General features: G+C 52.2%; 22 protein-coding genes. 3 read left to right on the top strand and 19 right to left on the bottom strand.

The window, feature by feature from the left end:
* Window positions 1-142 precede the first annotated feature (142 nt).
* The 4 genes from rlmD to NSQ73_RS33800 all read right to left on the bottom strand — a co-directional run bounded on the left by rlmD (window position 143) and on the right by NSQ73_RS33800 (window position 3934).
* A complete protein-coding gene (rlmD, locus tag NSQ73_RS33815; protein ID WP_340990530.1) occupies window positions 143-1624 on the bottom strand; it encodes a 23S rRNA (uracil(1939)-C(5))-methyltransferase RlmD in 1482 nt (493 codons plus the stop codon).
* Window positions 1625-1667: 43 nt separating this feature from the next.
* Window positions 1668-2561 (bottom strand): diacylglycerol kinase, encoded by an 894-nt coding sequence (locus NSQ73_RS33810; protein ID WP_042133438.1) that lies wholly within the window; start codon window positions 2559-2561, stop codon window positions 1668-1670.
* A gap of 308 nt (window positions 2562-2869) precedes the next feature.
* The gene (locus tag NSQ73_RS33805) at window positions 2870-3640 is read right to left on the bottom strand and encodes a sirohydrochlorin chelatase (protein ID WP_340990529.1); all 771 of its coding nucleotides are present in this window, start codon (window positions 3638-3640) and stop codon (window positions 2870-2872) included.
* 3 nt (window positions 3641-3643) lie between these two features.
* Complete coding sequence (locus NSQ73_RS33800; RefSeq protein ID WP_019913624.1) at window positions 3644-3934, bottom strand: YerC/YecD family TrpR-related protein; 291 nt, start codon at window positions 3932-3934, stop codon at window positions 3644-3646.
* 430 nt (window positions 3935-4364) lie between these two features.
* On the opposite strand from NSQ73_RS33800, the gene NSQ73_RS33795 reads away from it, so the two are divergent.
* Window positions 4365-4913 (top strand): hypothetical protein, encoded by a 549-nt coding sequence (locus tag NSQ73_RS33795; protein ID WP_042133435.1) that lies wholly within the window; start codon window positions 4365-4367, stop codon window positions 4911-4913.
* Here the strand turns inward: NSQ73_RS33795 and NSQ73_RS33790 are convergent.
* The 14 genes from NSQ73_RS33790 to NSQ73_RS33725 all read right to left on the bottom strand — a co-directional run bounded on the left by NSQ73_RS33790 (window position 4910) and on the right by NSQ73_RS33725 (window position 17084).
* Window positions 4910-5041, bottom strand: coding sequence for a hypothetical protein (locus tag NSQ73_RS33790; protein ID WP_340990527.1), 132 nt, complete (start codon window positions 5039-5041; stop codon window positions 4910-4912). The two genes, NSQ73_RS33795 and NSQ73_RS33790, sit on opposite strands and share 4 nt — an antisense overlap.
* On the bottom strand, window positions 5038-5997 hold the full coding sequence (gene corA / locus NSQ73_RS33785; RefSeq protein WP_340990526.1) for a magnesium/cobalt transporter CorA: 960 nt from the start codon (window positions 5995-5997) through the stop codon (window positions 5038-5040). The genes NSQ73_RS33790 and corA overlap by 4 nt, the downstream gene beginning before the upstream one ends.
* Before the next feature lie 204 nt (window positions 5998-6201).
* Complete coding sequence (locus tag NSQ73_RS33780; protein ID WP_340990524.1) at window positions 6202-7104, bottom strand: response regulator; 903 nt, start codon at window positions 7102-7104, stop codon at window positions 6202-6204.
* A 3-nt stretch (window positions 7105-7107) separates the two neighbouring features.
* Entirely contained in the window at window positions 7108-8397 is a 1290-nt protein-coding gene (locus NSQ73_RS33775; protein WP_340990523.1) for an ATP-binding protein, read from the bottom strand.
* 87 nt (window positions 8398-8484) lie between these two features.
* The gene (locus NSQ73_RS33770; protein ID WP_042133429.1) at window positions 8485-9135 is read right to left on the bottom strand and encodes an amino acid ABC transporter permease; all 651 of its coding nucleotides are present in this window, start codon (window positions 9133-9135) and stop codon (window positions 8485-8487) included.
* Between the two features lie 31 nt (window positions 9136-9166).
* A complete protein-coding gene (locus NSQ73_RS33765; protein WP_039298474.1) occupies window positions 9167-9817 on the bottom strand; it encodes an amino acid ABC transporter permease in 651 nt (216 codons plus the stop codon).
* A gap of 161 nt (window positions 9818-9978) precedes the next feature.
* A complete protein-coding gene (locus NSQ73_RS33760) occupies window positions 9979-10830 on the bottom strand; it encodes a glutamate ABC transporter substrate-binding protein (protein ID WP_039298300.1) in 852 nt (283 codons plus the stop codon).
* Between the two features lie 32 nt (window positions 10831-10862).
* The gene (locus NSQ73_RS33755) at window positions 10863-11591 is read right to left on the bottom strand and encodes an amino acid ABC transporter ATP-binding protein (RefSeq protein ID WP_039298298.1); all 729 of its coding nucleotides are present in this window, start codon (window positions 11589-11591) and stop codon (window positions 10863-10865) included.
* Between the two features lie 332 nt (window positions 11592-11923).
* Complete coding sequence (locus NSQ73_RS33750) at window positions 11924-12913, bottom strand: inorganic phosphate transporter (protein ID WP_039298295.1); 990 nt, start codon at window positions 12911-12913, stop codon at window positions 11924-11926.
* A gap of 13 nt (window positions 12914-12926) precedes the next feature.
* On the bottom strand, window positions 12927-13544 hold the full coding sequence (locus NSQ73_RS33745; protein ID WP_039298293.1) for a DUF47 domain-containing protein: 618 nt from the start codon (window positions 13542-13544) through the stop codon (window positions 12927-12929).
* A gap of 204 nt (window positions 13545-13748) precedes the next feature.
* The gene (locus tag NSQ73_RS33740) at window positions 13749-14852 is read right to left on the bottom strand and encodes a DUF3048 domain-containing protein (RefSeq protein WP_340990521.1); all 1104 of its coding nucleotides are present in this window, start codon (window positions 14850-14852) and stop codon (window positions 13749-13751) included.
* 147 nt (window positions 14853-14999) lie between these two features.
* Complete coding sequence (locus NSQ73_RS33735) at window positions 15000-15776, bottom strand: DODA-type extradiol aromatic ring-opening family dioxygenase (RefSeq protein WP_042133424.1); 777 nt, start codon at window positions 15774-15776, stop codon at window positions 15000-15002.
* 85 nt (window positions 15777-15861) lie between these two features.
* Window positions 15862-16692 (bottom strand): alpha/beta hydrolase family protein, encoded by an 831-nt coding sequence (locus tag NSQ73_RS33730; protein ID WP_039298286.1) that lies wholly within the window; start codon window positions 16690-16692, stop codon window positions 15862-15864.
* A 191-nt stretch (window positions 16693-16883) separates the two neighbouring features.
* A complete protein-coding gene (locus NSQ73_RS33725) occupies window positions 16884-17084 on the bottom strand; it encodes a hypothetical protein (RefSeq protein WP_042133422.1) in 201 nt (66 codons plus the stop codon).
* A gap of 223 nt (window positions 17085-17307) precedes the next feature.
* Between NSQ73_RS33725 and NSQ73_RS33720 the strand changes: the two genes are divergently transcribed.
* On the top strand, window positions 17308-17970 hold the full coding sequence (locus NSQ73_RS33720) for a DUF1129 family protein (RefSeq protein ID WP_340990519.1): 663 nt from the start codon (window positions 17308-17310) through the stop codon (window positions 17968-17970).
* Window positions 17971-18011: 41 nt separating this feature from the next.
* Window positions 18012-18971 carry a hypothetical protein gene (locus NSQ73_RS33715; protein WP_340990518.1) on the top strand — a complete coding sequence of 320 codons (960 nt, stop codon included), beginning with the start codon at window positions 18012-18014 and terminating at the stop codon, window positions 18969-18971.
* A 132-nt stretch (window positions 18972-19103) separates the two neighbouring features.
* Here the strand turns inward: NSQ73_RS33715 and ilvA are convergent, their stop codons facing one another.
* Window positions 19104-20366, bottom strand: coding sequence for a threonine ammonia-lyase IlvA (ilvA, locus tag NSQ73_RS33710; RefSeq protein ID WP_171719877.1), 1263 nt, complete (start codon window positions 20364-20366; stop codon window positions 19104-19106).
* Window positions 20367-20629: the final 263 nt, after the last annotated feature.

The following is a 20629-nucleotide window of genomic DNA, read 5'->3' as shown; positions in this document are numbered from 1 at the left end:
TTGTCTAATAAGGAAAGAGCGCATAAATAAAGACGCTGCGGGGAGCAATTCCCGAGCGTCTTCTTGTTTTCTTTTATGTCGAAATATCTCCAGTTACTGGCGAGTGTTTAGCTTTCCACATCAATTTCACATCAACGAACGATTAAACCCACTGTTCTATTAACTTCCGCTCCAGCCAAGCCACCGACTCCACATGCACCGTATGCGGGAACATATCCACCGGAGTGACCTCCACGGTTCTGTACCCGCCATCTTCCAGGACTCGCAAATCGCGGGCCAGGGTGGACGGGTTACACGACACGTAGACCACACGCTCCGGCTGCATCAGCAGGATCGTTTCCAGCAGACGCGGGTCGCAGCCCTTGCGCGGCGGATCGACGACGATAACATCCGGGGTGATGCCCTGCTCTTTCCAGGCAGGGATGACATCCTCTGAAGCGCCGACTTCAAACTTCACATTGGTCATGTGGTTTAACTTGGCATTGGCCCGGGCATCTTCAATAGCTTCGGGCACAATTTCCACACCGTAGACCTGGTCGGCATGCTGGGCCAGGAACAGGGAAATGGTTCCGATGCCGCAGTAGGCGTCGATTACGGTCTCGCTGCCGGTTAACGCAGCGTAGTCCAGGGTTCTGCCGTACAGTACCTCGGTCTGTACCGGATTCACCTGATAGAAGGAACGCGCTGAAATAGCGAATTGCACATCTCCGATATAATCGTAGATCACATCGCTGCCCCATAAGACGCGGGTATCGTTACCGAAGATTACGTTGGTCTTCTGGGTATTGATGTTCTGGCAGATGCTCGCCACTTCAGGAAGCTGCTCACGGATACTGCCGAGCCAGGCATCCAGATGCGGGATATCCCGGCCATTGGTTACCAGCACCAGCATCATCTGGCCGGTGCGGAAGGCCTTCTTCACCACAACATGGCGCAGCAGCCCGCGGCCGGTCTCTTCGTCATAAGCGGTGACCCCAAGCTCACGGCCGAGGCTCTTCACGGTGGCCACGACCTTGTCATTATCTTCATGCTGAATCAGACAGGTCTCCATGTCGATGATCCGGTGGCTGCCGCGTGCGTAGAAGCCGCCGACCAGGCCGCCATCGGTTACACCGATCGGCACCTGGGCCTTGTTGCGGTAACGCCAAGGCTCGTCCATGCCAAGGGTAGGCAGGACGCGGATTCCTTCAGCTGTTGCGGCATTACCGTCAGCCGCACCCGCCACCTGCAGCTTCCCGATCCGCTGCAGGTTGTCCACCACCAGCTGCCGTTTCCACGCCAGCTGGGCGGTATAGTCCATATGCTGCAGCTGGCAGCCGCCGCATTGATCATAGATCGGGCATGGCGGCCCTATTCGGTCGGGGCTGGCCTGCACCAGCTCCATCAGCTTGGCGTAGCCATACTGCTTCTTGGTCTTCAGCACTCTGGCGCGGACCTTCTCACCGGGAAGAGCACCCTGCACAAAAAGGGTAAAGCCCTCTACACGGCCTACCCCTTCACCTTCATGGGTCATGCCGATAATATCGAGCAGGACCTCATCATTCTTATTCACTGGCAGTCCGGCGACAGAAGCCGGCCCTTGTTCCCGGCGGCTTGCGCTGCGCCCGCTGCGGTGTTTACTCATGTGTATAGGTTCACTTCTTTCATTATCTTCACTATTAATCTTGTTAATTATTCTGCGCGAAGATCCGCAGATGATGCGGCAGAATACTGAAATTGCCCGGCAGCGTGCCGCCGAGTTCGCCGTCCAGATTAAGCTGGACGTAGCCTGGAGAGGTAACCTCCATCGCATCCGTGCGGAAATGGATAACCTTCTTGTCATTCAGATGATCGCCGCGGATCGTAAGCCGGACCAGCCGGATGAATTCGGCCAGGTTGCATTTCTTGACGGCAATTACGTCGAGCAGACCGTCATCGATTCTGGCACCCGGAGCCAGCTTCTCGAAGCCGCCGACGGAGTTCGTATTGGCGATCAGGAAGAGCATGAACTCGTCATGGATCATCTCTTGGCCGTTCGCGCGGATGTACAGCTCCTGCGGAGCAAGGCTGGCCATCTTCTCAATACCCTTCAGGTAATAGGCAAGCTGGCCCATCATGGTCTTCAGCTTACTGGGAACCTCATAGGTAAGCTCCGTCAGCTGGCCGCCGCCGGCTATATTAATGAAATAACGGTCATTGGCTTTGCCGAGGTCAATCAGGCGCGACTCCTGGCGCAGAATCAGGTCGCAGGAATCCTCCCAATTCTTCGGAATGCCCATGGCCCTGGCAAAATCGTTGGTAGTCCCGAGCGGTAATAAGCCGAGCGGGGGAAGGTTAGGCTTCTCAGCCATCCCGTTGATTACTTCATTGAGCGTACCGTCGCCTCCGGCAGCTATGATCAGATCATACGTACCGCGCTCTACAGCCTCAGCTGCGGCTGCTGTGGCATCGCCCTCGCCGGTTGTTGCATGACAGGAGGCTTCAATGCCGCCAACATCCAGCCGGTCTAAAATATCGGCGAGTCGTCTTTTCATTTCTTCCCGACCAGAAGTGGGATTATAAATCAATCTCGCAGTTTTCATTACCGGAACGCCACCTGTTTATATAATGGATAACCTTACTGATTATACCCAATTCAGGACCCCACAAGCAATGTCAGGGAGCTTTAGAGGATTATATTTATACTCCCGCGCAGCGCCGAAGACTCCTCAGCCCGGCAGAAAGTATAGATATATGTATGCGGCGGCTGCCAAAATAAATACTGGACGCATTCTATTTTTTCTATATAAGCTGAACTTAAGATGCTAACTTAAAGCTCAATCGTCACTACGGTGAATATTCGGACTCCGGCCGCTGCCCGCCCCCAGATTTCTTGATTTTTTGTTATTTTCTAACCCCGACCCCGCAGACGCTGCAGCGCCGCCTCCACCTGCCGTTCAATCCAGCGCGGCAGCAGCGGATGCGGCAGCAGGGTCTGGCCGGAGTAGGCATATTCGAGCCCTTTCAGCCGCTGCGGAATAACAACCTTGGTGAAATACCCCTCACTTAAAAAGAGCGGAGCCACCAGTACATCATGGCCCTGCTCCTGCCAATACTCCACTTTGCTTCTTACGCTGTCCGGGTTCAGCAGCCCGTAATCGGCCGCAGCCAGCCCGCTTATGTCCCGTACCCGCGCCGCGAGTGAGGAGATCCCCTGCTCCCAGCGCTGCCGGAAGCCCTCATGCCTGCTGCCGTGTCCGACAAGCAGCAGGGTCTCCCGCTCCGGATTCTTCGAGAGTTCCCGGAGCTTATCCCAGATCATCAGCGCAATGTCCGGATCGTCGTCGACGGGATAGCCGAAGTGGATCTGCGCTGTAACCCGGAACCGCTCCAGATCCGTCTCCCGTTCCGGAACCGGCTTAGCACCCAGTGCATACTCTATCTCATCGATATGCGTACTGCCGGAAGACACAAACAAGGGGATCACAATTATATCTGTGACCCCTGCATGTTCCAGCTCGTCTATACCGTCCTGAATCAATCGTCCTTCTACCAGCTCCAGGAAAGATACCGCCACAGGAATCTCTTCCTCCAGCGATAAATGACTCACGGCTTCCTCTACGATCGACACCCAGGTCTTATCGCGGGAGCCGTGACTGATCATGAGCACACCCGGCTGCATCGATTATCGTCCCAGACGTTCCAGCGTGAGCTTGTAGCCGTCATTGCCGTAGTTCAGGCAGCGCTTCACACGGGAGATTGTTGCTGTGCTGGCACCTGTTTCTGCTTCAATTTGATTGTATGTAGACCCTTTGCCCAGCATCCGCGCGACTTCAAGGCGCTGCGAGAGCGATTGAATTTCGTTCACTGTGCACAAATCATCAAAGAACACATAACACTCTTCCATATTTTTCAATGTTAGAATAGCCTCAAATAATTGATCGATACTTTTATCGTTTAGCTTCTTAAGCTGCATCGTTAATCATCCCCTAAAAGTTTGGTCAGCATTAGCATCACTGATTAGGCTTCGTACAAAATTGGATACTCGGAAGCATAAACTTAATGTGACTATCTTGCCTCTACTATATTGCACTGGAGCACATTTTTCAAGCATTAACGGTTTCACGCTGTAAAGAACGAAAATGATGGACAAACGTCCACCCCGGGCGCACACCACTCATGGGGCTAACGACCCGCTTCCCCAGCTTCATAGGATTTACCGCCTTAACTATAGTACTACAAAACCTCACGAAATCAAGCATGGACACGGTTTCTTCACTTCCGGAGGGTACTTGTAGGCATCCGCCCTTTTCCGCTAGTATCCCGGTTACCCGGGCATTCGTCTATACCGTATGTTCGCCCATGACATACAGTATAGCAAACCACTAACGAAGGAATGTGATATTATGCCTGAGCATTACTATAATCATTCCCGCAGGGAAGGGCGTTCACTGGCTGAGCCGTACAATCCGTCACCCTATCCGGGCCTCTCTTCCTACGCCCCTGCCCCGCTTCCCGGGGAACCCGGAATACTGCCTGCCTTCGGTGCTGAAGCTGCCGATACTGCACTTGTTGTGCCCGCTGCCGAAGCTGCTACTGCGAAGGCCGGGGGTCTGCTGGGCGGGCTGGGCAACCTCGGGAGTCTGGCGAATATGGAGCAGATCAAGGGAATTGTCGACCGGATGGGCGGGATTGACGGGATCGTCAACTCCATGGGCAAGGTACAGAAGGTTATGCAGGGCTTTTCGCAGATGGCTCCGATGGTGAAGCTGGTGATGGGCGGATTCGGCAAAGGCAAGGGAAGCGCAGCGGGAGCACTTGCGGCGGAAGAAGATGCGGCACTGTATACCCCCAAACGGCGCAAAAAAAGACGCCCAACCACGCAGCGCCGCAAAAATACCTCCAAGAGCCGCAAAACCGGGGCCCCTTCCTCTGTTAAGCGCCGCCGTTCTTAAGCGGCGGCGTTTAACACGCCTTGTCTGTCTGCTGCCGGACCGCTGTATTCCATGAATACCCATGCGCCGTCAGCCATAACCATTCTTTTATACCGCCGGTCCTTGTCCGGTTCTCTGCACGGTTTCACTTAAACCAGCCGCTCCGCCGGAACCACCTGAACATCCCTACTCCCAGCACCAGCATCAGCAGCAATACCGCGAAATAACCATAATCCCAGTCCAGCTCCGGCATCACCCTGAAGTTCATCCCGTAGATTCCGGCGATCAGCGTCAGCGGCATAAATACGGTTGTAATCACCGTCAGTGTCTTCATAATGGAATTCATCCGGTTGGAGTTGAGCGAGATGTAGCTGTCACGCAGATCGGCGGTCATTTCCCGGTCAACTTCAATCATGTCGGTCAGCTTCAGCAGATGATCATAAATATCACCGAAGTAGATCCGTTCTTCCCCGTTGCTCTGCACATGCTGCGAGTTGACGATCCGGTACATCAGATCACGCATCGGCACGATCGTCCGGCGCAGCTTAAGCAGTCTTCCGCGCACGTTGAACACCTGACTCATCAGCTCTTCCACCGATTCACTGTCGCTCTTGCTCTCCAGATCTGCCAGTTCATCCTCCAGGGTGTACAGCGACGGGAAATACCTGTCGACCAGCTTGTCCATTACCGTGTAAGCAGCAGCCATCGGCCCGCCCGACCAGCCCTTACGGCTATGAATTTCAGCTTGGACCATCTGCCACGCTTCCTCCATTTCCGATTTATTCTGGTGATGGTAGGAGACGAGGAATTTTTTGCTGAGAAAAAGGTCGACCTCTTCCGCCTCCAGCGTACGCTCATTAAGCGCATGCAGCACGAAGAACTGCACATCCTCGTAGTAATCCAGCTTCGGACGCTGCAGCACATGCATACAGTCTTCAATGGCCAGCGGGTGAAAATGAAAATAAGTGTCCAGCAGCAATGTCTCTTCTTCAGTAGGCATGGCAAAATCCACCCAAATCCAGGCATAGTTATCCAGCACTATACTCTGAAGCGGCAGGTCAGTCAGCACCTCGCCCTTATGCGTTACCGCAAGCGTTCGTATCATATATGAGTCCTCCACCTTATCCTGCTATCCGCATTGCAACAGCCCGTTGCCTGTCGGCCTGCTACTATTGTAACGCATTAGGTTTACTATTATGAAACTTCTGTATCCGCCCGGACTCCTGTTATCTCAAAAAAATAACCGCCAGTCCGCTGGCAGCGGTTCCGGAGGTTTATTCTTTGCTTCATTTTCCGTATCAATCCTGTTCTAGCGGCCCATACCCTCCAGTACCTCCAGATGAAGCACCTGCAGGAACTTCTTGATGTTCACCTTCACCTTGCCGGTGTCGCGCCCCTGTTCAATCTCTTTCATCTTCAGGCGCACTTCTTCAAAGTCGAAATACAGCGGCGCATAATGCTCGAACTTCGGATTGCCGTAATCCGTCAGACCGATGGAAGCCAGGTTAGCAAGCCCGGCCGCGAGCGCGCGGCGCAGCCGCTGTTCAATGGCTTTGACTTCTTTGGCGGCATCAGCCGGCACCGGCTTGTACGTAGCGGCGGCCATTTCGTATAATTCCTTCAGCGGCGGAAGGCTCCCGCTGTTCCCGCCCGCTACCGCCAGCTCCATGATCGTGATAATATCCCTGCTGCCGTTCTCCGAGATCATTCCCATATTCATTAGAATCGGCTGGATAATCTCCTTGACCGTACGTTTGCCGGATGGCATCTGCGGCATTCCAAACTGCAGCCCCTCCAGCTTGCCGAGCGTCAGCTTGATCTCATCCAGATAACGGCCCATCGCATAACGTTCATTCACCTTGTACAGCACAGATTCGACTTCAATCTTGTTGATCGGCTTACGGATGAAGAATTCAATCCCGCTTTTGTATGCGCGGCTGACCATATCTCCATTCTCAATCTGTGAGATCATCACGAATTTGGACCGACATCCCTGTGTCTGGAGGGAGATAATGGTCTCAATACCATCCTGGTCCGGCATCAGCAGATCCATCAGCACAATATCCGGCGTCTCACTCAGGATCAGGGCTACCCCCTCCTGCCCGCATTCCGCCGTACCCACCACTTCACCTAGTCCGCTATCCTCAATAATATGCTGCAGCATTCTTCTTGCCGACGCGTCGTCATCTACAATACAGAAAGAAAGCGGCATTCTCTATTCCTCCTTCCGCAGCTTTGCACTCGGCACAATAATCTGGAACATGGCCCCTCCGGCATGCGACACCGGCTGAACGGTAATCGTTCCCCCGAACATATTCACTATATCCCGTACATGAGAGAGTCCAATCCCCGTAGCGGCGATTCCCTCTTCATCAAATTTCGTAGTAAAACCCGGCTCGAACAGCAGCTCCAGGTCACGCTTTTGAATCCCTGCCCCGCTATCGGTCACTGTAAAAATGGTCATGCCGTCTTTCTCATAAGCATCCAGGTTGATGCTGCCTTTACGTTTGATGACTTCCACCGCATTGGCAGTGAGGTTGTTAAGCAGAGTCAGCAGAGGAATATAACTGTCGGTTGTGTAATCGGAGGTAATATGAATATGAAAATCGATCTGCTTGCCCAGCATTTCGGCGTATTTAGCATTGCTCTTGACCGTGAACCGCAGAATTCCCGATAACTGCATATCACCGGTAACCTCGCGCTCCACCAGCTTCACAAGCCCGGCCAGAATCCGCTGGGAATCCTTCTTCACCTCATGAATCTGCTGGGTGATATCCAGCACCTGCCGGCTATACGGCTCCGGTCCTTCCCCGGCCTTCAGATTGCGGTACAGCTCGAAGCTGTTTAGCGTCACATTCTCCAGTGTTCCGATGGATTTCTTCAGATAGAATACTTCGCCGTACAGGCCGGAGCCGAATCCGAGCATCTGCTCAATCCGCTCATTCTGCTCACGCGCTCTGATCCGCATCTGGCTGACCGAGATACTACTGTATACCCCGGTTGTGAAATACGTACGCAGGACAGCAATCGCCATCAGATAAGTCCACTCGTTCAGCCGGAAGGAAGCCGAATCCAGCACAATCAGCCGCGTCAGCAGCTCCATTTCATTCGACAAGAGGTCGATTACCGCGGCAACAGCACCCAGCACCAGCGGATGGAAAGTATCCAGCCGGCTTTTGATGGCATGCATCAGCAAGGCGAACACAATATAATAGACCATCGCGGAGAAATGACTGCTCAGGCTCTGCTCAAACGTCAGTCCGCTTCCTTCTGCTGCATCCATTGCCGTCCGGAACAGCAGGACGACCACACCCGTAGCAATGCCTGTACTGATATACGGCAACTGCCTCATTAAAAGCAAAAACAGCAGAAAAGCGCTGCTGCCCATAGCGATCCGGAAGATGTCCCCGTCAAACGGATTTATTTTGAATTCACCGGCTACAGCCGTAACGACTGCCACCAGCAGAATCTGTGCAACTCTCATTCTCAGAATAGATTGTCCCATCGCCACTGCTCCTGCCTAGAGATGTTGACAATTATAGTATCATACCCGCACTTTATTTTATACGGCTTTGCCCCGATTCTATCCTATTTATGCTGTTTTGTTCTCAAGTCTTCTGGAGAGCATCGACAGCAGGAAGTTTACGGTGAAATAGATCAGTGCCACAAGCGCGAGCGTCGGTATAGCATAGCCATAGCTGTGCCCGATGACGATATTGGCATTGTGCATCAGCTCCGGCAATGAAATGACTACCGCGAGCGAGGTATCCTTCAGCAGCGAAATGAACTGGCTGACCAGTGGCGGAACCATCCGCCGCAGTCCCTGGGGGAGCACGATATGCCACAGAGTCTGGAAATTGCTGAGACCGGAGGAACGTGCAGCCTCAATCTGCCCTTTATCAATGGACGTCAACCCGCCCCGGACAATCTCAGCGATCATCGCCGCCTCGAATATCGTTAGTGCAGCAATCGCCGCCGTTATCAGTCCAAGCTTAATCCCTACCTCCGGCAGGGCGAAGCGGATGAAGAATATGATCAGCAGCAGCGGCAGATTACGGATCAGCTCGACCAGGTAGAACATCACCGGAGACAATACCGGCACTTCCGAGTAGCGGATGACTCCAATAATACAGCCAATAACAAAACTCAGGATGATCGATACAAAGGCAACGATCAGCGTAATATACAGTCCGTCCAGCAAAAACTTCAAATTATCGGCGGAGTATGCACCAATAAAATCCATGATATCCCTCCTTTATGCTTTGAGTGGCTTCTTAATATTTGCGCTGCAGTCTGCGTTCCCACACGCGTACGCCGTAGCTGAGCGGAAGGGTAAGCACCAGATAGAACAACGCCACGAAGATATAGGTGTCGAAGGTACGGTAAGTCTCTGTTGAGATACTGTCCGCGAAATACATCAGATCAAGGCCGGCTACCAGTGTCAGCACCGAGGAGTTCTTGATCAGGTTGATGAACTGGTTGCCGAGCGGCGGGATAACCAGCTTGATCGCCTGCGGCAGGATGATATGCAGCATCGTCTGTATGTAGCTAAGGCCGGATGAACGTGAGGCCTCCATTTGTCCCTTGGGAACGGCCATGATTCCGGCGCGGATCGCTTCGGCGATGAAGGCTGAGGTGTATACCGCAAGTCCAATTGTTCCCGCCTTGAAGCCGTCCAGCGTAAAGCCCAGAGCAGAAGGTCCATAATAGAAGATGTACACTACAAGCAGCAGCGGGATATTGCGGATGAACTCCACATACGCCGTTCCGAACCAGCGCAGCGCTCTCACGGTAGTAATGCGGAAGACGGCAATTACCGCTCCAATCAGGAAGCTGCCGATCAGGGCCAATACACTGGACAGCACGGTGCCGTAGAATCCTTCCATATACAGCCCGAAATAATTCGTTAATATTGAAAATTCCATAGATTTCACCTGCCTTTGCCCATAGATGAGTTCGTTCTTGCACCACACATGAATCCTTCCTATAAACAAGTAGAAACGGCAGTGCCATCCTCATGGGATGGCATCCGTTTCTGCGAGTAATATAAGGCAGGTTGTTAAGTAAGCTGAAGCTTAGAACATGCTTATTTCGCTGGAGCTTTACCAATCCATTTCGTATAAATGGCATCATACTCACCGTTTGCCTTCAGTTCAGCCAGTGTATCATTCACGGCTTTAACTACGTCGGTGTTGCCCTTTTGTACTGCAATGCCGTAAGGCTCATCGGTGAACGGCTCGCCTACAACTTCATAGCCCGGGTCCTGCGAAGCCATACCGTACAGAATTGCATCATCCGTAGTCAGTGCATCGCCTTGGCCGGCCTTCAGGGCGCTGAATGCATCCTGATAGTTATCGAATTCAAGCACGGTTACACCCGGCACTTTTTCTTTGATATTCTTAATGGAGGTTGCGCCCTTGGAGCCCAGGATCTTCGTATCCTTCGTTACGTCATCCAGTCCGGTAATCGGGCTGCCCTTCTTCACCAGCAGGGATTGGCCTGCCTGGAAATAGACGTCGGAGAAATCAACTTCCTTCTTGCGTTCTTCAGTGATGGTCATTGTAGCTACAACCATATCGATTTCGCCGTTATTCAGCATCGGAATACGTGTCTTGGAGGTTACTTCCTTCAGCTCAATCGCGTTCTCGTCACCCAGAATTTTTTTGGCGATGGCTTTGGAGATATCAATGTCGAAGCCCTCTACGTTGCCGGATGCAGGGTCCTTCAGACCGAACAGGCGGGTGTCGTACTTCACGCCTACGAGCAGCTTGCCGCGTTCCTTGATCTTGGCAATCGCCTCAGAGTCAGTAGCCGTTCCTGCAGCAGCGTCATTCCCTCCGGCATTGTTCTTGGCATTGTTGTTGCCGCAGCCGGCAATCACGAGCATAGCCGCAATCATCAGTACACTTAACATTTTGAAGCTTTTGGACATTTTCATTTCTGTTCCTCCCCTGAATCCTATATATTTGTTTAATGACTTAATACACGGCTGAGAAACGTTCGTGTCCGGTCTTCACGCGGACTGGCGAAGAATTGCTCCGGCTCCGCTTCTTCCACGATCTGTCCCTGATCCATGAAGATTACCCGGTCGGCCACCTCGCGGGCGAAGCCCATCTCATGGGTAACGACAACCATTGTCATGCCCTCGCGGGCCAGAGTCCGCATCACATCGAGCACTTCCCCGACCATTTCCGGGTCAAGCGCCGAGGTCGGCTCATCGAACAGCATAATCTTCGGCTTCATCGCCAGCCCCCGGGCTATCGCCACACGCTGCTGCTGTCCGCCGGACAGCTGTGAAGGATAGGACTGTGCTTTATCGGCAATCCCGACCTTTTCCAGATAATACATCGCCGTCTTCTCGGCTTCCGCTTTGCTTAGTCCAAGCACCTTAATCGGCGCGAGTGTGATATTATCGATCACTTTTTTATGCGGGTACAGATTGAAATGCTGGAAGACCATTCCGATCTCTTTGCGCAGCTTGTTGATATCTGTCTTGCGTTCATTTACAGTTATACCGTCAACGGTCAGTCCGCCGCTCGTAATAGCCTCCAGTCGGTTAATGCAGCGCAGCATAGTGCTCTTGCCGGAGCCGGAAGGACCGACTACGACAACCACTTCCCCTTCCTGAACATGCAGGTCAATGGCTTTCAGTACATGGAAATGTCCGTAATGTTTGTCTACCTGATGAAAGTCGATCAACGACAGGGCCTCCTTTGTATATCATTATGTGTTTGTCAGCTATGGTAACACTTAAAACACACCTTACTTTAAAGACTACCGAAAACTACAAAAAACTACGAAAACCTTTAATCACTCATGTCATTTTCTTTTCGAAATGTGACGTATTTCATTTTCTTTTTACGCCTATTAATGTTTTTTATCGGTTCGCTGTAACTTATTGTGACATTCCTCTCTTGAAAAACCAAAATACTCCCCGCAAACTCAAGAAAAGCCGGAAACACAAAAAAAGATGTCCGCAGCCATTCATGGCTTCCGCGACATCTTGTACGGGCAATCTATTCAATTCAAATCTAGAAAAAGAGTTTGAAGATTACTCCCGCCAGCACTGCGCTGATCGGAATGGTAATAAACCAGGTCACCACGATACGTCCGGCTACTCCCCATTTCACAGCGGAGAAGCGTTTGGCTGAGCCTACCCCGAGGATCGCAGAGGTAATGGCATGTGTCGTACTTACCGGCAGATGAAGCAGTGTAGCTGTGAAGATAACGGACGCGGCCGAAATATCTGCTGCGAAGCCGTTAATCGGCTCAATTTTGAAAATTTTGGTGCCCATAGTCTTAATGATCTTCCAGCCGCCGATGGACGTTCCGAGCGCCATGGATGTTGCCGCTGCGATCTTAACCCAGAGTGGTACATGCATAGTGTCGAGCCGTCCCGACGTAACGAGGGCAAAGGTGATAATCCCCATCGCCTTCTGGGCGTCATTCGTACCATGTGTGAAGGATTGGAGCGCCGCCGTAATAATCTGCATGGAACGGAAACCCTTGTTCACGGTATGCGGACTGCGCTTGGCAAAGATCCACTTTAGAATCATCATCACAACATAACCGATGGCAAAAGCGATCAGCGGGGAGAAGATCAGCCCCTCCACAATCTCAATGAACCCATGCCATTTCACATTCTCCGAACCTGCACCTACATATACCGCTCCGGCCAAAGCTCCGATAAGCGCATGGGAGGACGATGATGGAATCCCGAGCCACCAGGTTACCAGATTCCAGATAATCGCCGCAATGAGCGTCGCAATAAGAATATCTATCCCGTTATCCAGGAGTGCCGGGTCAGCAATGCTGCCGCCGATCTTCTTCGCTACGCCTTCAAACATCAGCGCACCGATAAAGTTCATACTTGCTGCCATCATAATGGCTGTACGCGGCTTCAGCGCGCGTGTAGAGACTGAGGTAGCGATTGCGTTGGCTGTATCATGGAAACCATTGATAAAGTCAAACGCCAGCGCAAGAAATATAACAAAACCTAGTACATATATAGATGTATCCATATTTCAGAGCCCCTTATGAATTGCGCATGATGATCGATTCCAGCATGTTGGCTACGTCTTCACATTTATCCGTGGTCGTCTCCAACCGCTCGTACAATTCTTTGCGCTTAATCAGTTCAATCGGGTCTTTTACAGTTTCGAACAGGGCCTTCGTACAGATACGAAGCACTTCATCGCCTTGGTTCTCCAGATCATTCAGACGGATCGTGTATTCACGGATCGCCAGCAGCTTCTTCTGGGAGAGCAAATGAACCGCTTTTTGGATTTCATACGCACTTTGGCGCAGAATTTCCGCGAACTGGACGATATACTCATCCGCATCCAGCAGGTTATACATATAGAAGCGCGAGGCAGAAGCCTCCAGACCATCAATAACATCATCCATGCTTGTGATCAGGTCCATGATGTCGTCACGTTCCAGCGGCGTAATAAAAGTTTTGTTCAGTTCCTTGATGACGGTGTGCGTGTAGGTATCGCACTGGGATTCGTATTTCTTCATCACCCCGGCGAAATTCTCAACATTGTCCTGGAGAGTCGAAATATTCTGAGCGAAGTAATCTGCCGCCTGAACAATGGTATCGGCCATGTTTTCCAGCGTCTCAAAGAATATATCCTTTTTTCTCAACTTCATTAGCTTTAAACCCCTTTACATAAAATTGCCGTGAAAACGTGAAGCCACCCAAATGTAAACAGCATGAAAATGAATGACAACCCTTGTTATCTTATCATATCAATAGAATGGATAGAAGTAAAAAACCGAACTTTTTTGCACTATAATAACAATTCCCTGTAATTGCGAAAATAATCATATGAACGGTTAATTATCCGGTGCTTATCAGGTGGGACTAGGTGCCAGCGCATAATCGACATGGCTGCCGAAGGATGGACTGTTCGGTACAATCAGAATATGCGTTATGCCGGGGTACATCAGCGCTTCCTTGCCGTCTTCTTTCACGAACCGGATGATGTCTCCGGGCCTGCGCGACCATTTGCCGGGTATCGCTACGCCGCGCTGAAACAGCAGCGCTTCCCCGCCCAGCTCCACGTCCACCTGCAGCCTGCCGACATCATCGAGCACCTTATGGTCAGAGCCCATTACGATTACGTTCGCCGCTGCCACCGGACTGTTATTATTCAGATCCAGATGCGGTTTGCCGTTCACCCAGCGGACATAGGTACGCTGCTCAGCATTATATTTATACCCCACCGTATAGCTCTTCAGCAGGAAGCTTACATTGAATTCCAGCGCGGGATTTCCCTCAGTAGGCGCATAATCCGGATCTGTGAAAAGCAAACCGGGAACCTCGACGCTCTCGGCAAATCCCAGCTTCCCTGCACCTTCCCGCAGCTTGTCGGCATTGCTGTACAGATTATGCGGGGCTTTGCGCTCCTTGTCCCGCCAGAAGTAGGCACCTGCACGGCCGATCTCGTCCATGTCCTCCTTCTTCTCCTTCTGCAGAATGGCGTAAGCCGCCGGACTGCCTCCCGCATGCACAGTCACACCGCCGTAGCTCTCGCCAATGTCGAGCAGATAAGGGCGGATACTGCGGATCGGGCCGATCTTCACCACCCCGGTATGACTCTGGAAGATTCCGATCAGCCGGGTAATTCCGCCCTCCGCCAGTACTTCGTAGAGGATATCCGCTTCGCTGACTCCGGATTGCGGCCGGGCGGCCGGGGCATTATTGATCATGACTGCGAGCGGCCGGGGCAGCGTTCCGTCCGTAGCCGGAAGCCCTGTTAATCCGGATACTATTCCGGCTGCAGGCGCTATTGTCGGAGTGGGCTGCGCAGCTTCTGTCGGCTGGGGTTCAGCAGTAGCTGCTACTGTAGTCGGCACTGGAACCGTTACTGCATTCTCTGTCCCGCAGGCGGAGAGCAGGGCGGCAGTAAGGACGAAGACAGATATAGGACGGACTGAAGACCGGTTTATCGTCATAAACTTGTTGTTCCTCCTAAAGTTTTGTCAGTAAGCATTCTTTCATTTAATCATAGCTGGCAGAGTTTGTCTTGAGCACACCGGAAATTCTGCATACAAAAAAGGATACAGCCATTAAAGCGGCTGTATCCTGCATTTATTTGTGTATTAATCGACCATCCAGCAGTTTAAGCTTAGGGTACCGTATTGATAGGCCTGAATCATTAACTGCGCCCGTCTGCCCTCATCAGCTGTACCCATTACATAGAAGAGCGGTACGAAATGTTCCTTCCCGTAGGTGGGAACGGCCTCCCGCACATGCGGAGCCTGCTTCTCAAAAGCAAAAAGTGAAGCCAGATCCCATGCTTCGAGCCGCTCAGCGATCCAGGCATCGAAGTCGAGCGCCCAAGGCTCGGGCTGATCATCCTGCTTCAGCAGCCTGAGATTGTGGACCAGTCCTCCGCTTCCGATCAGGAGGATTCCTTCATCGCGTAGCGGGGCCAGCATCCGTCCGATATTGTACTGCTCTTCGGGAGAACGCATCGAATCGACGGATAAGGCTACGACGGGAATGTCGGCCTGCGGGAACATTTTCTTCAGAATAACCCAGACCCCATGGTCAAGGCCCCGGCCGAGTATAGGCTGATGACAAAGATTGCTATCCTTGAAGAGTGCGGAAATCCTGCTGCTTAACGCGGGATCGCCCGGGGCCGGGTAGGCCAGCTTATACATCTCTTCCGGAAAACCATAGAAATCATGCTGCGTTTCATGCTGTGCGTCCACTGTAATCAGCTGCTGGGGACTGTCCCAGTGCGCCGAGAAAACTACAATGCCGCGGGGCTTCCCCAGATCAGAACCCAGCCGCTCCAGGAAACGTGTGTATTCGTTATCCTCAAGAGCCAGCAGCGGAGAGCCGTGCGCAATAAAGAATGCCGGTAATTTCATAGGGTGCCAACCTCCATAACCCAGTATATGGTCTGCCCTTTTATTTTACCGCTTATTCTTACGTATTGCACGCATGGGACCTCTCCTATATCATCCAGTTCTGCCATTCCTCCTGCAGATGCTCCTGCTGATTCATCCATTCCCTGGTGCGCTTAAGCACCTGCTCCTGTGCCGGACCCGACGAGAAGGTATGGTCGCCCTGGAAAATAATCTCCTTGTCGCAGCGGCCTTCAGGACGTGTCCAGAACAGCTTCTGGTAGAGGAAGGCATAGTCAACGGGAATAACATCATCGGAGGTTCCGTGGATGACCAGCACATCACCGCTGAATTTCCCGGCCTCCTGGAACGGCTGGAACGCTGCCAGTGAGTTGAAGTACACCGGGGTGAACGAATAGCCGGAATAATCGGCTGAGCCGCTCTTCACCGACCGGTCATAGGCTTCCCTTCCGACAATCTTTACGATATCATTGAACGGATAGCCGACCGCAGACCACAGCACCAGGTTCTTCACCCGCCGGTCACGGACACCGGTCAGCAGTGCTACTGCCCCGCCCAGACTATGTCCGATCAGCGTCACACGCTGCGGGTCCACATCGGCCGAGCTGATGCCGTAATCCAGCACTGCCCGGGTCTGGCTGATCATCGACTCCATATCTTCGCTCCCGTAATTACCGCTGCTCTCCCCGCAGCCTACGTAGTCAAAGCGGATAACCATATAGCCATCCTGCGCCAGCTCACGGGCTGCCTTAACGAAGATCCGGTCTACACCAATCCGGCTGCCCACGAAGCCGTGGCAGATCACTGCAAGCGGCACCCGGTTCTTGCACCGTCCGGTGCCTGCCTTGTCTGCGGATGGATAGTGTATGCTCGCTGTCAGTTCCTCTCCATTATGCCGGATGATAATATTCCGTTCCATTGCTGCGCCCTCCCTGAAAGCTGATTTATTTCAAATTATAATTATTCCGATTAATTTAGTATGATTTATATCTTTATTATACGATTCTCCTTAATTTCTTGTCAATAACCATAGTCCTCCGGATTTCCTGAAAAGAGCCCCTTCCGCTCCCGCAGGAGCAAAAGAGGCCGTGGGTCAAGCTTGAGCTTCACTCAGTCATAGCTGTCGTGAAACATATCATGGGTCTCCTGCCGGCCTTCCCAGTCTTCAAGTCCGTTCTCCGGTGTCACGCCCGCAGCATCCCAAAGACTGAAGCCGTCAGAATTGCCCCAATCCCCCACTTCATTAGCAGGTGCAGGCGCGAAGCCGTCGCCCACAAATTTGCCGGGTTCCTGTTTGTTCTCCTGTTTCATAACGCTCCCTGCCTTCCTCTAGCTATATTTGGTGAAGCAACCACCTCTTCAGTGTTCACTCTTCCAAACGGATTATTCAGGGATTACCGAAAGAAAAGTTACGCGGAAGCGGAATCTTCTTATCCGCTGGAAGGGTTGTCCTTGCACACCACTGCTGCACAAACGTATACTCTAGGTTAAAGGCTAACTTGATTAATCCACCTTGGAGGTATACGTCCATACTATGAAAGTTAAAGCTATGATCAAGCAAAACAACCTGCTGCGTGAGCAGATGACGCCATTTAACCGCTCTTTTTTTGAAGATATGATTCTGGCCATGCGGGCCAGCTCGGTAGACTCTGTCCGTGCAGAGGAGCTGCTGCTGGAGGCGGCTGAACTGCTGCTGAAGGGGCAGGCCAAAGGCCGGAATGCCAAGCAAATCTTCGGCGAGAACCCCGGAGATTATTTCAAAGATGTGATGAACAGCAGCCCCCCGCGCTCTCCGCGCAGCAAGCTGAAGAACTCCCTGATGATCTCTTTGTCCGCCCTGACCATTCTGTTCGGAGTGATGGGCGCTGCCGGACTGATCATGCAATGGAGCGGAGGTCCGGATGAAATCTTCGGCCAGATCAGTATTTTCACCCTTATCATAGTAGGTATCGGCTCGATTGTTCTGATTGAGCTTATTATGAAATGGATGGCCTCGTTGTCTGAGGACGATAGCCCGAAGCCCAAGGCTTTTGACATCAAAGGCCTGGGACTCTATGTCGGAATCGCGATTGCGGCCGTATTTGCCGGGATGTTCCTCGATAATCTGTTCCCGGTCATCCGGATTGCGCCTTGGGTCAGTCTGGCTCTTGCCGCAGCCGGTGGTCTTGGACTGAAATTAATATTTTTCAAATCATAGAGAATATATTCAACTTTTATTCCACACAGGAGGAGACTTGTATGAAGAAGCACGTCGTTCTATCCGCCGCTATTGCTCTGCTCATGGGGCTGGAGGCAGCAAGCTCCGCTCCTGCCCGTGCTGAGAGCAGCGCGGGCCGCGGCACAAGCACCTCTGAGGCGGCTGCCAGCACTAAGGCGGGTGTTACCGGTGCGGCCGTCCTCAGCCATGCTGAGGCTGTCTACAGGGCTGCGCTGCCGCTGTTCTCCTCAGGCAACCTGCCGGGTGCTATTACTTATATGAATACCAATCTGTATGCTGTCACTCCTTATCAGGCGACCGTTCTGACGCTGAAGCTGGAGAACCTGCACAAATCGCTCCTGCCTTCCTGGGAGAAGAAATTCAGCAGCAGTGAAGTACAGCGGAAGCTCATCTCCGTCTATAAAGCGGGAGTCAGCATGGTGAAGCTGGCCGAGAGTACTGAGAATGCTTCACTGCGTGCGCTGCTGAAGAGCGCGGGAGAGAGCGGCTATAAGCTGGAGACGGCCGAAGGCACTTTTTTCCCGGTGATTGATTATGCCGCTTACCGCAAATATAAACTGTACGTGACGGAGGATATCCGTGATTATATTTCAATAATGGCGACCGAGTCGGATCTGCCCCCTTCCAAGGATAACGGGCTTGTGATCGCCTGGGGGGATGTCGCTTCCCGCGCACTAACCCAGGAGCAGTTCATTCAGACCTATCCCAAATCCAACCGTCTATCAGCAGTCAAGACACTTTATAACATGTACGCAGTGAATACATTCTATGGCCAGAACAACACGCCGCTCTTCCATTACGATAATCTGGAAATGGATCTGGAGGCACAGAAAGCCTACAGTAGCATCCTGGCCAAAAACAGCAGCACCAGCCCGTTCCTGCAGAAGCTCGATGGCTTCATGAAGCTGATGAAGAGCAACGGCTATCTCTTGGATGATGACGCAGAGCAGTATCTGAAGACAGAGGTGCCCCAGTCCTGATAAGCGTATAACTCAGCAGCACCGGATGTGCGCAGCAATCTTATCGCTATGAAAGAAGACCCGCCCGGGTTGAACCCGGGCGGGTCTTCTTCATATCCATATAAACGGCTATTGCCGCTGACAACGATTATATTAGATCAGCATGCTGAATAAATTGACATCCTTGTTGATCTCTACGTAATCCACGCCCTTCTGCTGCATCCGCTCAATCAGCGGGGCGTAGGCATCTGTAGACATCAGCTCAATGCCCACCAGTGCCGGGCCGTTCTCCTTCTCGTTCTTCTTCGTGTATTCGAACCGGGTAATGTCATCGTCGGGTCCGACTACCTCAGTCAGGAATTCACGCAGGGCACCCGCGCGCTGCGGAAAATTAACCATGAAATAATGCTTCAGGCCTTCATAGATCAGTGAACGCTCCTTGATCTCCTGCATCCGGTCGATATCATTATTGCCGCCGCTGACGATGCAGACCACGCTTTTGCCGCGGATCTGATCCCGGTACATGTCCAGCGCAGCAATCGGAAGCGAGCCTGCCGGCTCCACAACAATTGCATTCTCGTTATACAGCTCCAGAATGGTTGTACAAGCCTTGCCTTCCGGCACTTTGACTACATCATCCAGGAGCTTCGAGCAGATGTCGAAGGTCAAGCCGCCGACACGTTTCACCGCCGCACCGTCAACAAACTTATTGATTTCCTTCAGGGTGATTACCTCACCGCACTCCATCGCCTCGCTCATGGAAGCTGCTCCGGTAGGCTCCACACCGATCACCTTAGTCGCCGGGCTCACGGTCTTCACATAGGTGGCTACCCCTGCCGCCAGGCCGCCTCCGCCAATCGTAACAAATACAAAGTCAGCCGGCTTGTCCAGGCTCTCCATAATCTCCATCGCAATCGTACCATTGCCGGCGATAATGCGCGGCTCATCAAACGGGTGAATCAGCGTCATGCTATAGTCTATACAAGCCTGCAGCGCTTCATCGTAAGCATCGTCGAAGGTATCCCCCTTCAGAATCACTTCCACGAATTCGCCGCCAAAACGCCGGACCTGCTTAATCTTCTGATTAGGTGTAGTGCTCGGCATAAAGATTTTGCCTTTGATTCCCAGTGCCTTACAGGAATACGCCACACCCTGGGCGTGGTTACCCGCGCTTGCACAGACAATCCCCTTCGCTCTGTCCTCGTCGGACAGACTGCGGATCATATTGTAGGCTCCACGGATCTTGAAGGAGCGTACAATCTGCAAATCTTCGCGTTTCAAATACACATTACAGCCGTATTTAGCTGACAGTACCGCATCCAGCTGCAGCGGCGTACGGACGATAACCTCCCGCAGCACATGATGTGCGCGTACAATATCTTCCATCCCTACGATCCGGTTTTCGCCTTCTCTCATCTTTTCCTCGCCTCACTGTCTCTTTCTTATCGTTTCGCTTCTTGTAACATACTCTTCCAGAGACATTTTTTCAACCCTTGTCCTCGTCACACAATACAGCATCCACTGCCGGTGGAATCAAGCTACTCCACTCCTCCATTCTTAAGTTCATCTTATATAGTTGTATAATGTGCAATTAAAAATAGCGAAAAGGGAGGCTCGCCTCTTATAACTGTATTCTGTACAACTAAATCTGCCCGAATGGGCAAGAACCGTCTACATAG

The organism is Paenibacillus sp. FSL R10-2736 (genome assembly GCF_038000245.1).
In the GTDB taxonomy this organism is placed as follows: domain Bacteria; phylum Bacillota; class Bacilli; order Paenibacillales; family Paenibacillaceae; genus Paenibacillus_AQ; species Paenibacillus_AQ phytohabitans.
Note: the sequence above shows the minus strand (reverse complement) of the source record. Positions and strands in the feature narration are given on the sequence as shown.

What these genes read in the sequence shown, in the direction of transcription:
- NSQ73_RS33765 (WP_039298474.1), bottom strand. Translation starts at nt 9,817, where the DNA reads ATGGAATTTTCAATATTAACGAATTATTTCGGGCTGTATATGGAAGGA.
- NSQ73_RS33800 (WP_019913624.1), bottom strand. Translation starts at nt 3,934, where the DNA reads ATGCAGCTTAAGAAGCTAAACGATAAAAGTATCGATCAATTATTTGAG.
- NSQ73_RS33775 (WP_340990523.1), bottom strand. Translation starts at nt 8,397, where the DNA reads ATGGGACAATCTATTCTGAGAATGAGAGTTGCACAGATTCTGCTGGTG.
- NSQ73_RS33720 (WP_340990519.1), top strand. Translation starts at nt 17,308, where the DNA reads ATGAAAGTTAAAGCTATGATCAAGCAAAACAACCTGCTGCGTGAGCAG.
- NSQ73_RS33760 (WP_039298300.1), bottom strand. Translation starts at nt 10,830, where the DNA reads ATGAAAATGTCCAAAAGCTTCAAAATGTTAAGTGTACTGATGATTGCG.
- rlmD (WP_340990530.1), bottom strand. Translation starts at nt 1,624, where the DNA reads ATGAGTAAACACCGCAGCGGGCGCAGCGCAAGCCGCCGGGAACAAGGG.
- NSQ73_RS33745 (WP_039298293.1), bottom strand. Translation starts at nt 13,544, where the DNA reads ATGAAGTTGAGAAAAAAGGATATATTCTTTGAGACGCTGGAAAACATG.
- NSQ73_RS33735 (WP_042133424.1), bottom strand. Translation starts at nt 15,776, where the DNA reads ATGAAATTACCGGCATTCTTTATTGCGCACGGCTCTCCGCTGCTGGCT.
- NSQ73_RS33740 (WP_340990521.1), bottom strand. Translation starts at nt 14,852, where the DNA reads ATGACGATAAACCGGTCTTCAGTCCGTCCTATATCTGTCTTCGTCCTT.
- NSQ73_RS33715 (WP_340990518.1), top strand. Translation starts at nt 18,012, where the DNA reads ATGAAGAAGCACGTCGTTCTATCCGCCGCTATTGCTCTGCTCATGGGG.
- NSQ73_RS33730 (WP_039298286.1), bottom strand. Translation starts at nt 16,692, where the DNA reads ATGGAACGGAATATTATCATCCGGCATAATGGAGAGGAACTGACAGCG.
- NSQ73_RS33795 (WP_042133435.1), top strand. Translation starts at nt 4,365, where the DNA reads ATGCCTGAGCATTACTATAATCATTCCCGCAGGGAAGGGCGTTCACTG.
- NSQ73_RS33780 (WP_340990524.1), bottom strand. Translation starts at nt 7,104, where the DNA reads ATGCCGCTTTCTTTCTGTATTGTAGATGACGACGCGTCGGCAAGAAGA.
- NSQ73_RS33810 (WP_042133438.1), bottom strand. Translation starts at nt 2,561, where the DNA reads ATGAAAACTGCGAGATTGATTTATAATCCCACTTCTGGTCGGGAAGAA.
- NSQ73_RS33770 (WP_042133429.1), bottom strand. Translation starts at nt 9,135, where the DNA reads ATGGATTTTATTGGTGCATACTCCGCCGATAATTTGAAGTTTTTGCTG.
- ilvA (WP_171719877.1), bottom strand. Translation starts at nt 20,366, where the DNA reads ATGAGAGAAGGCGAAAACCGGATCGTAGGGATGGAAGATATTGTACGC.
- NSQ73_RS33725 (WP_042133422.1), bottom strand. Translation starts at nt 17,084, where the DNA reads ATGAAACAGGAGAACAAACAGGAACCCGGCAAATTTGTGGGCGACGGC.
- corA (WP_340990526.1), bottom strand. Translation starts at nt 5,997, where the DNA reads ATGATACGAACGCTTGCGGTAACGCATAAGGGCGAGGTGCTGACTGAC.
- NSQ73_RS33805 (WP_340990529.1), bottom strand. Translation starts at nt 3,640, where the DNA reads ATGCAGCCGGGTGTGCTCATGATCAGTCACGGCTCCCGCGATAAGACC.
- NSQ73_RS33750 (WP_039298295.1), bottom strand. Translation starts at nt 12,913, where the DNA reads ATGGATACATCTATATATGTACTAGGTTTTGTTATATTTCTTGCGCTG.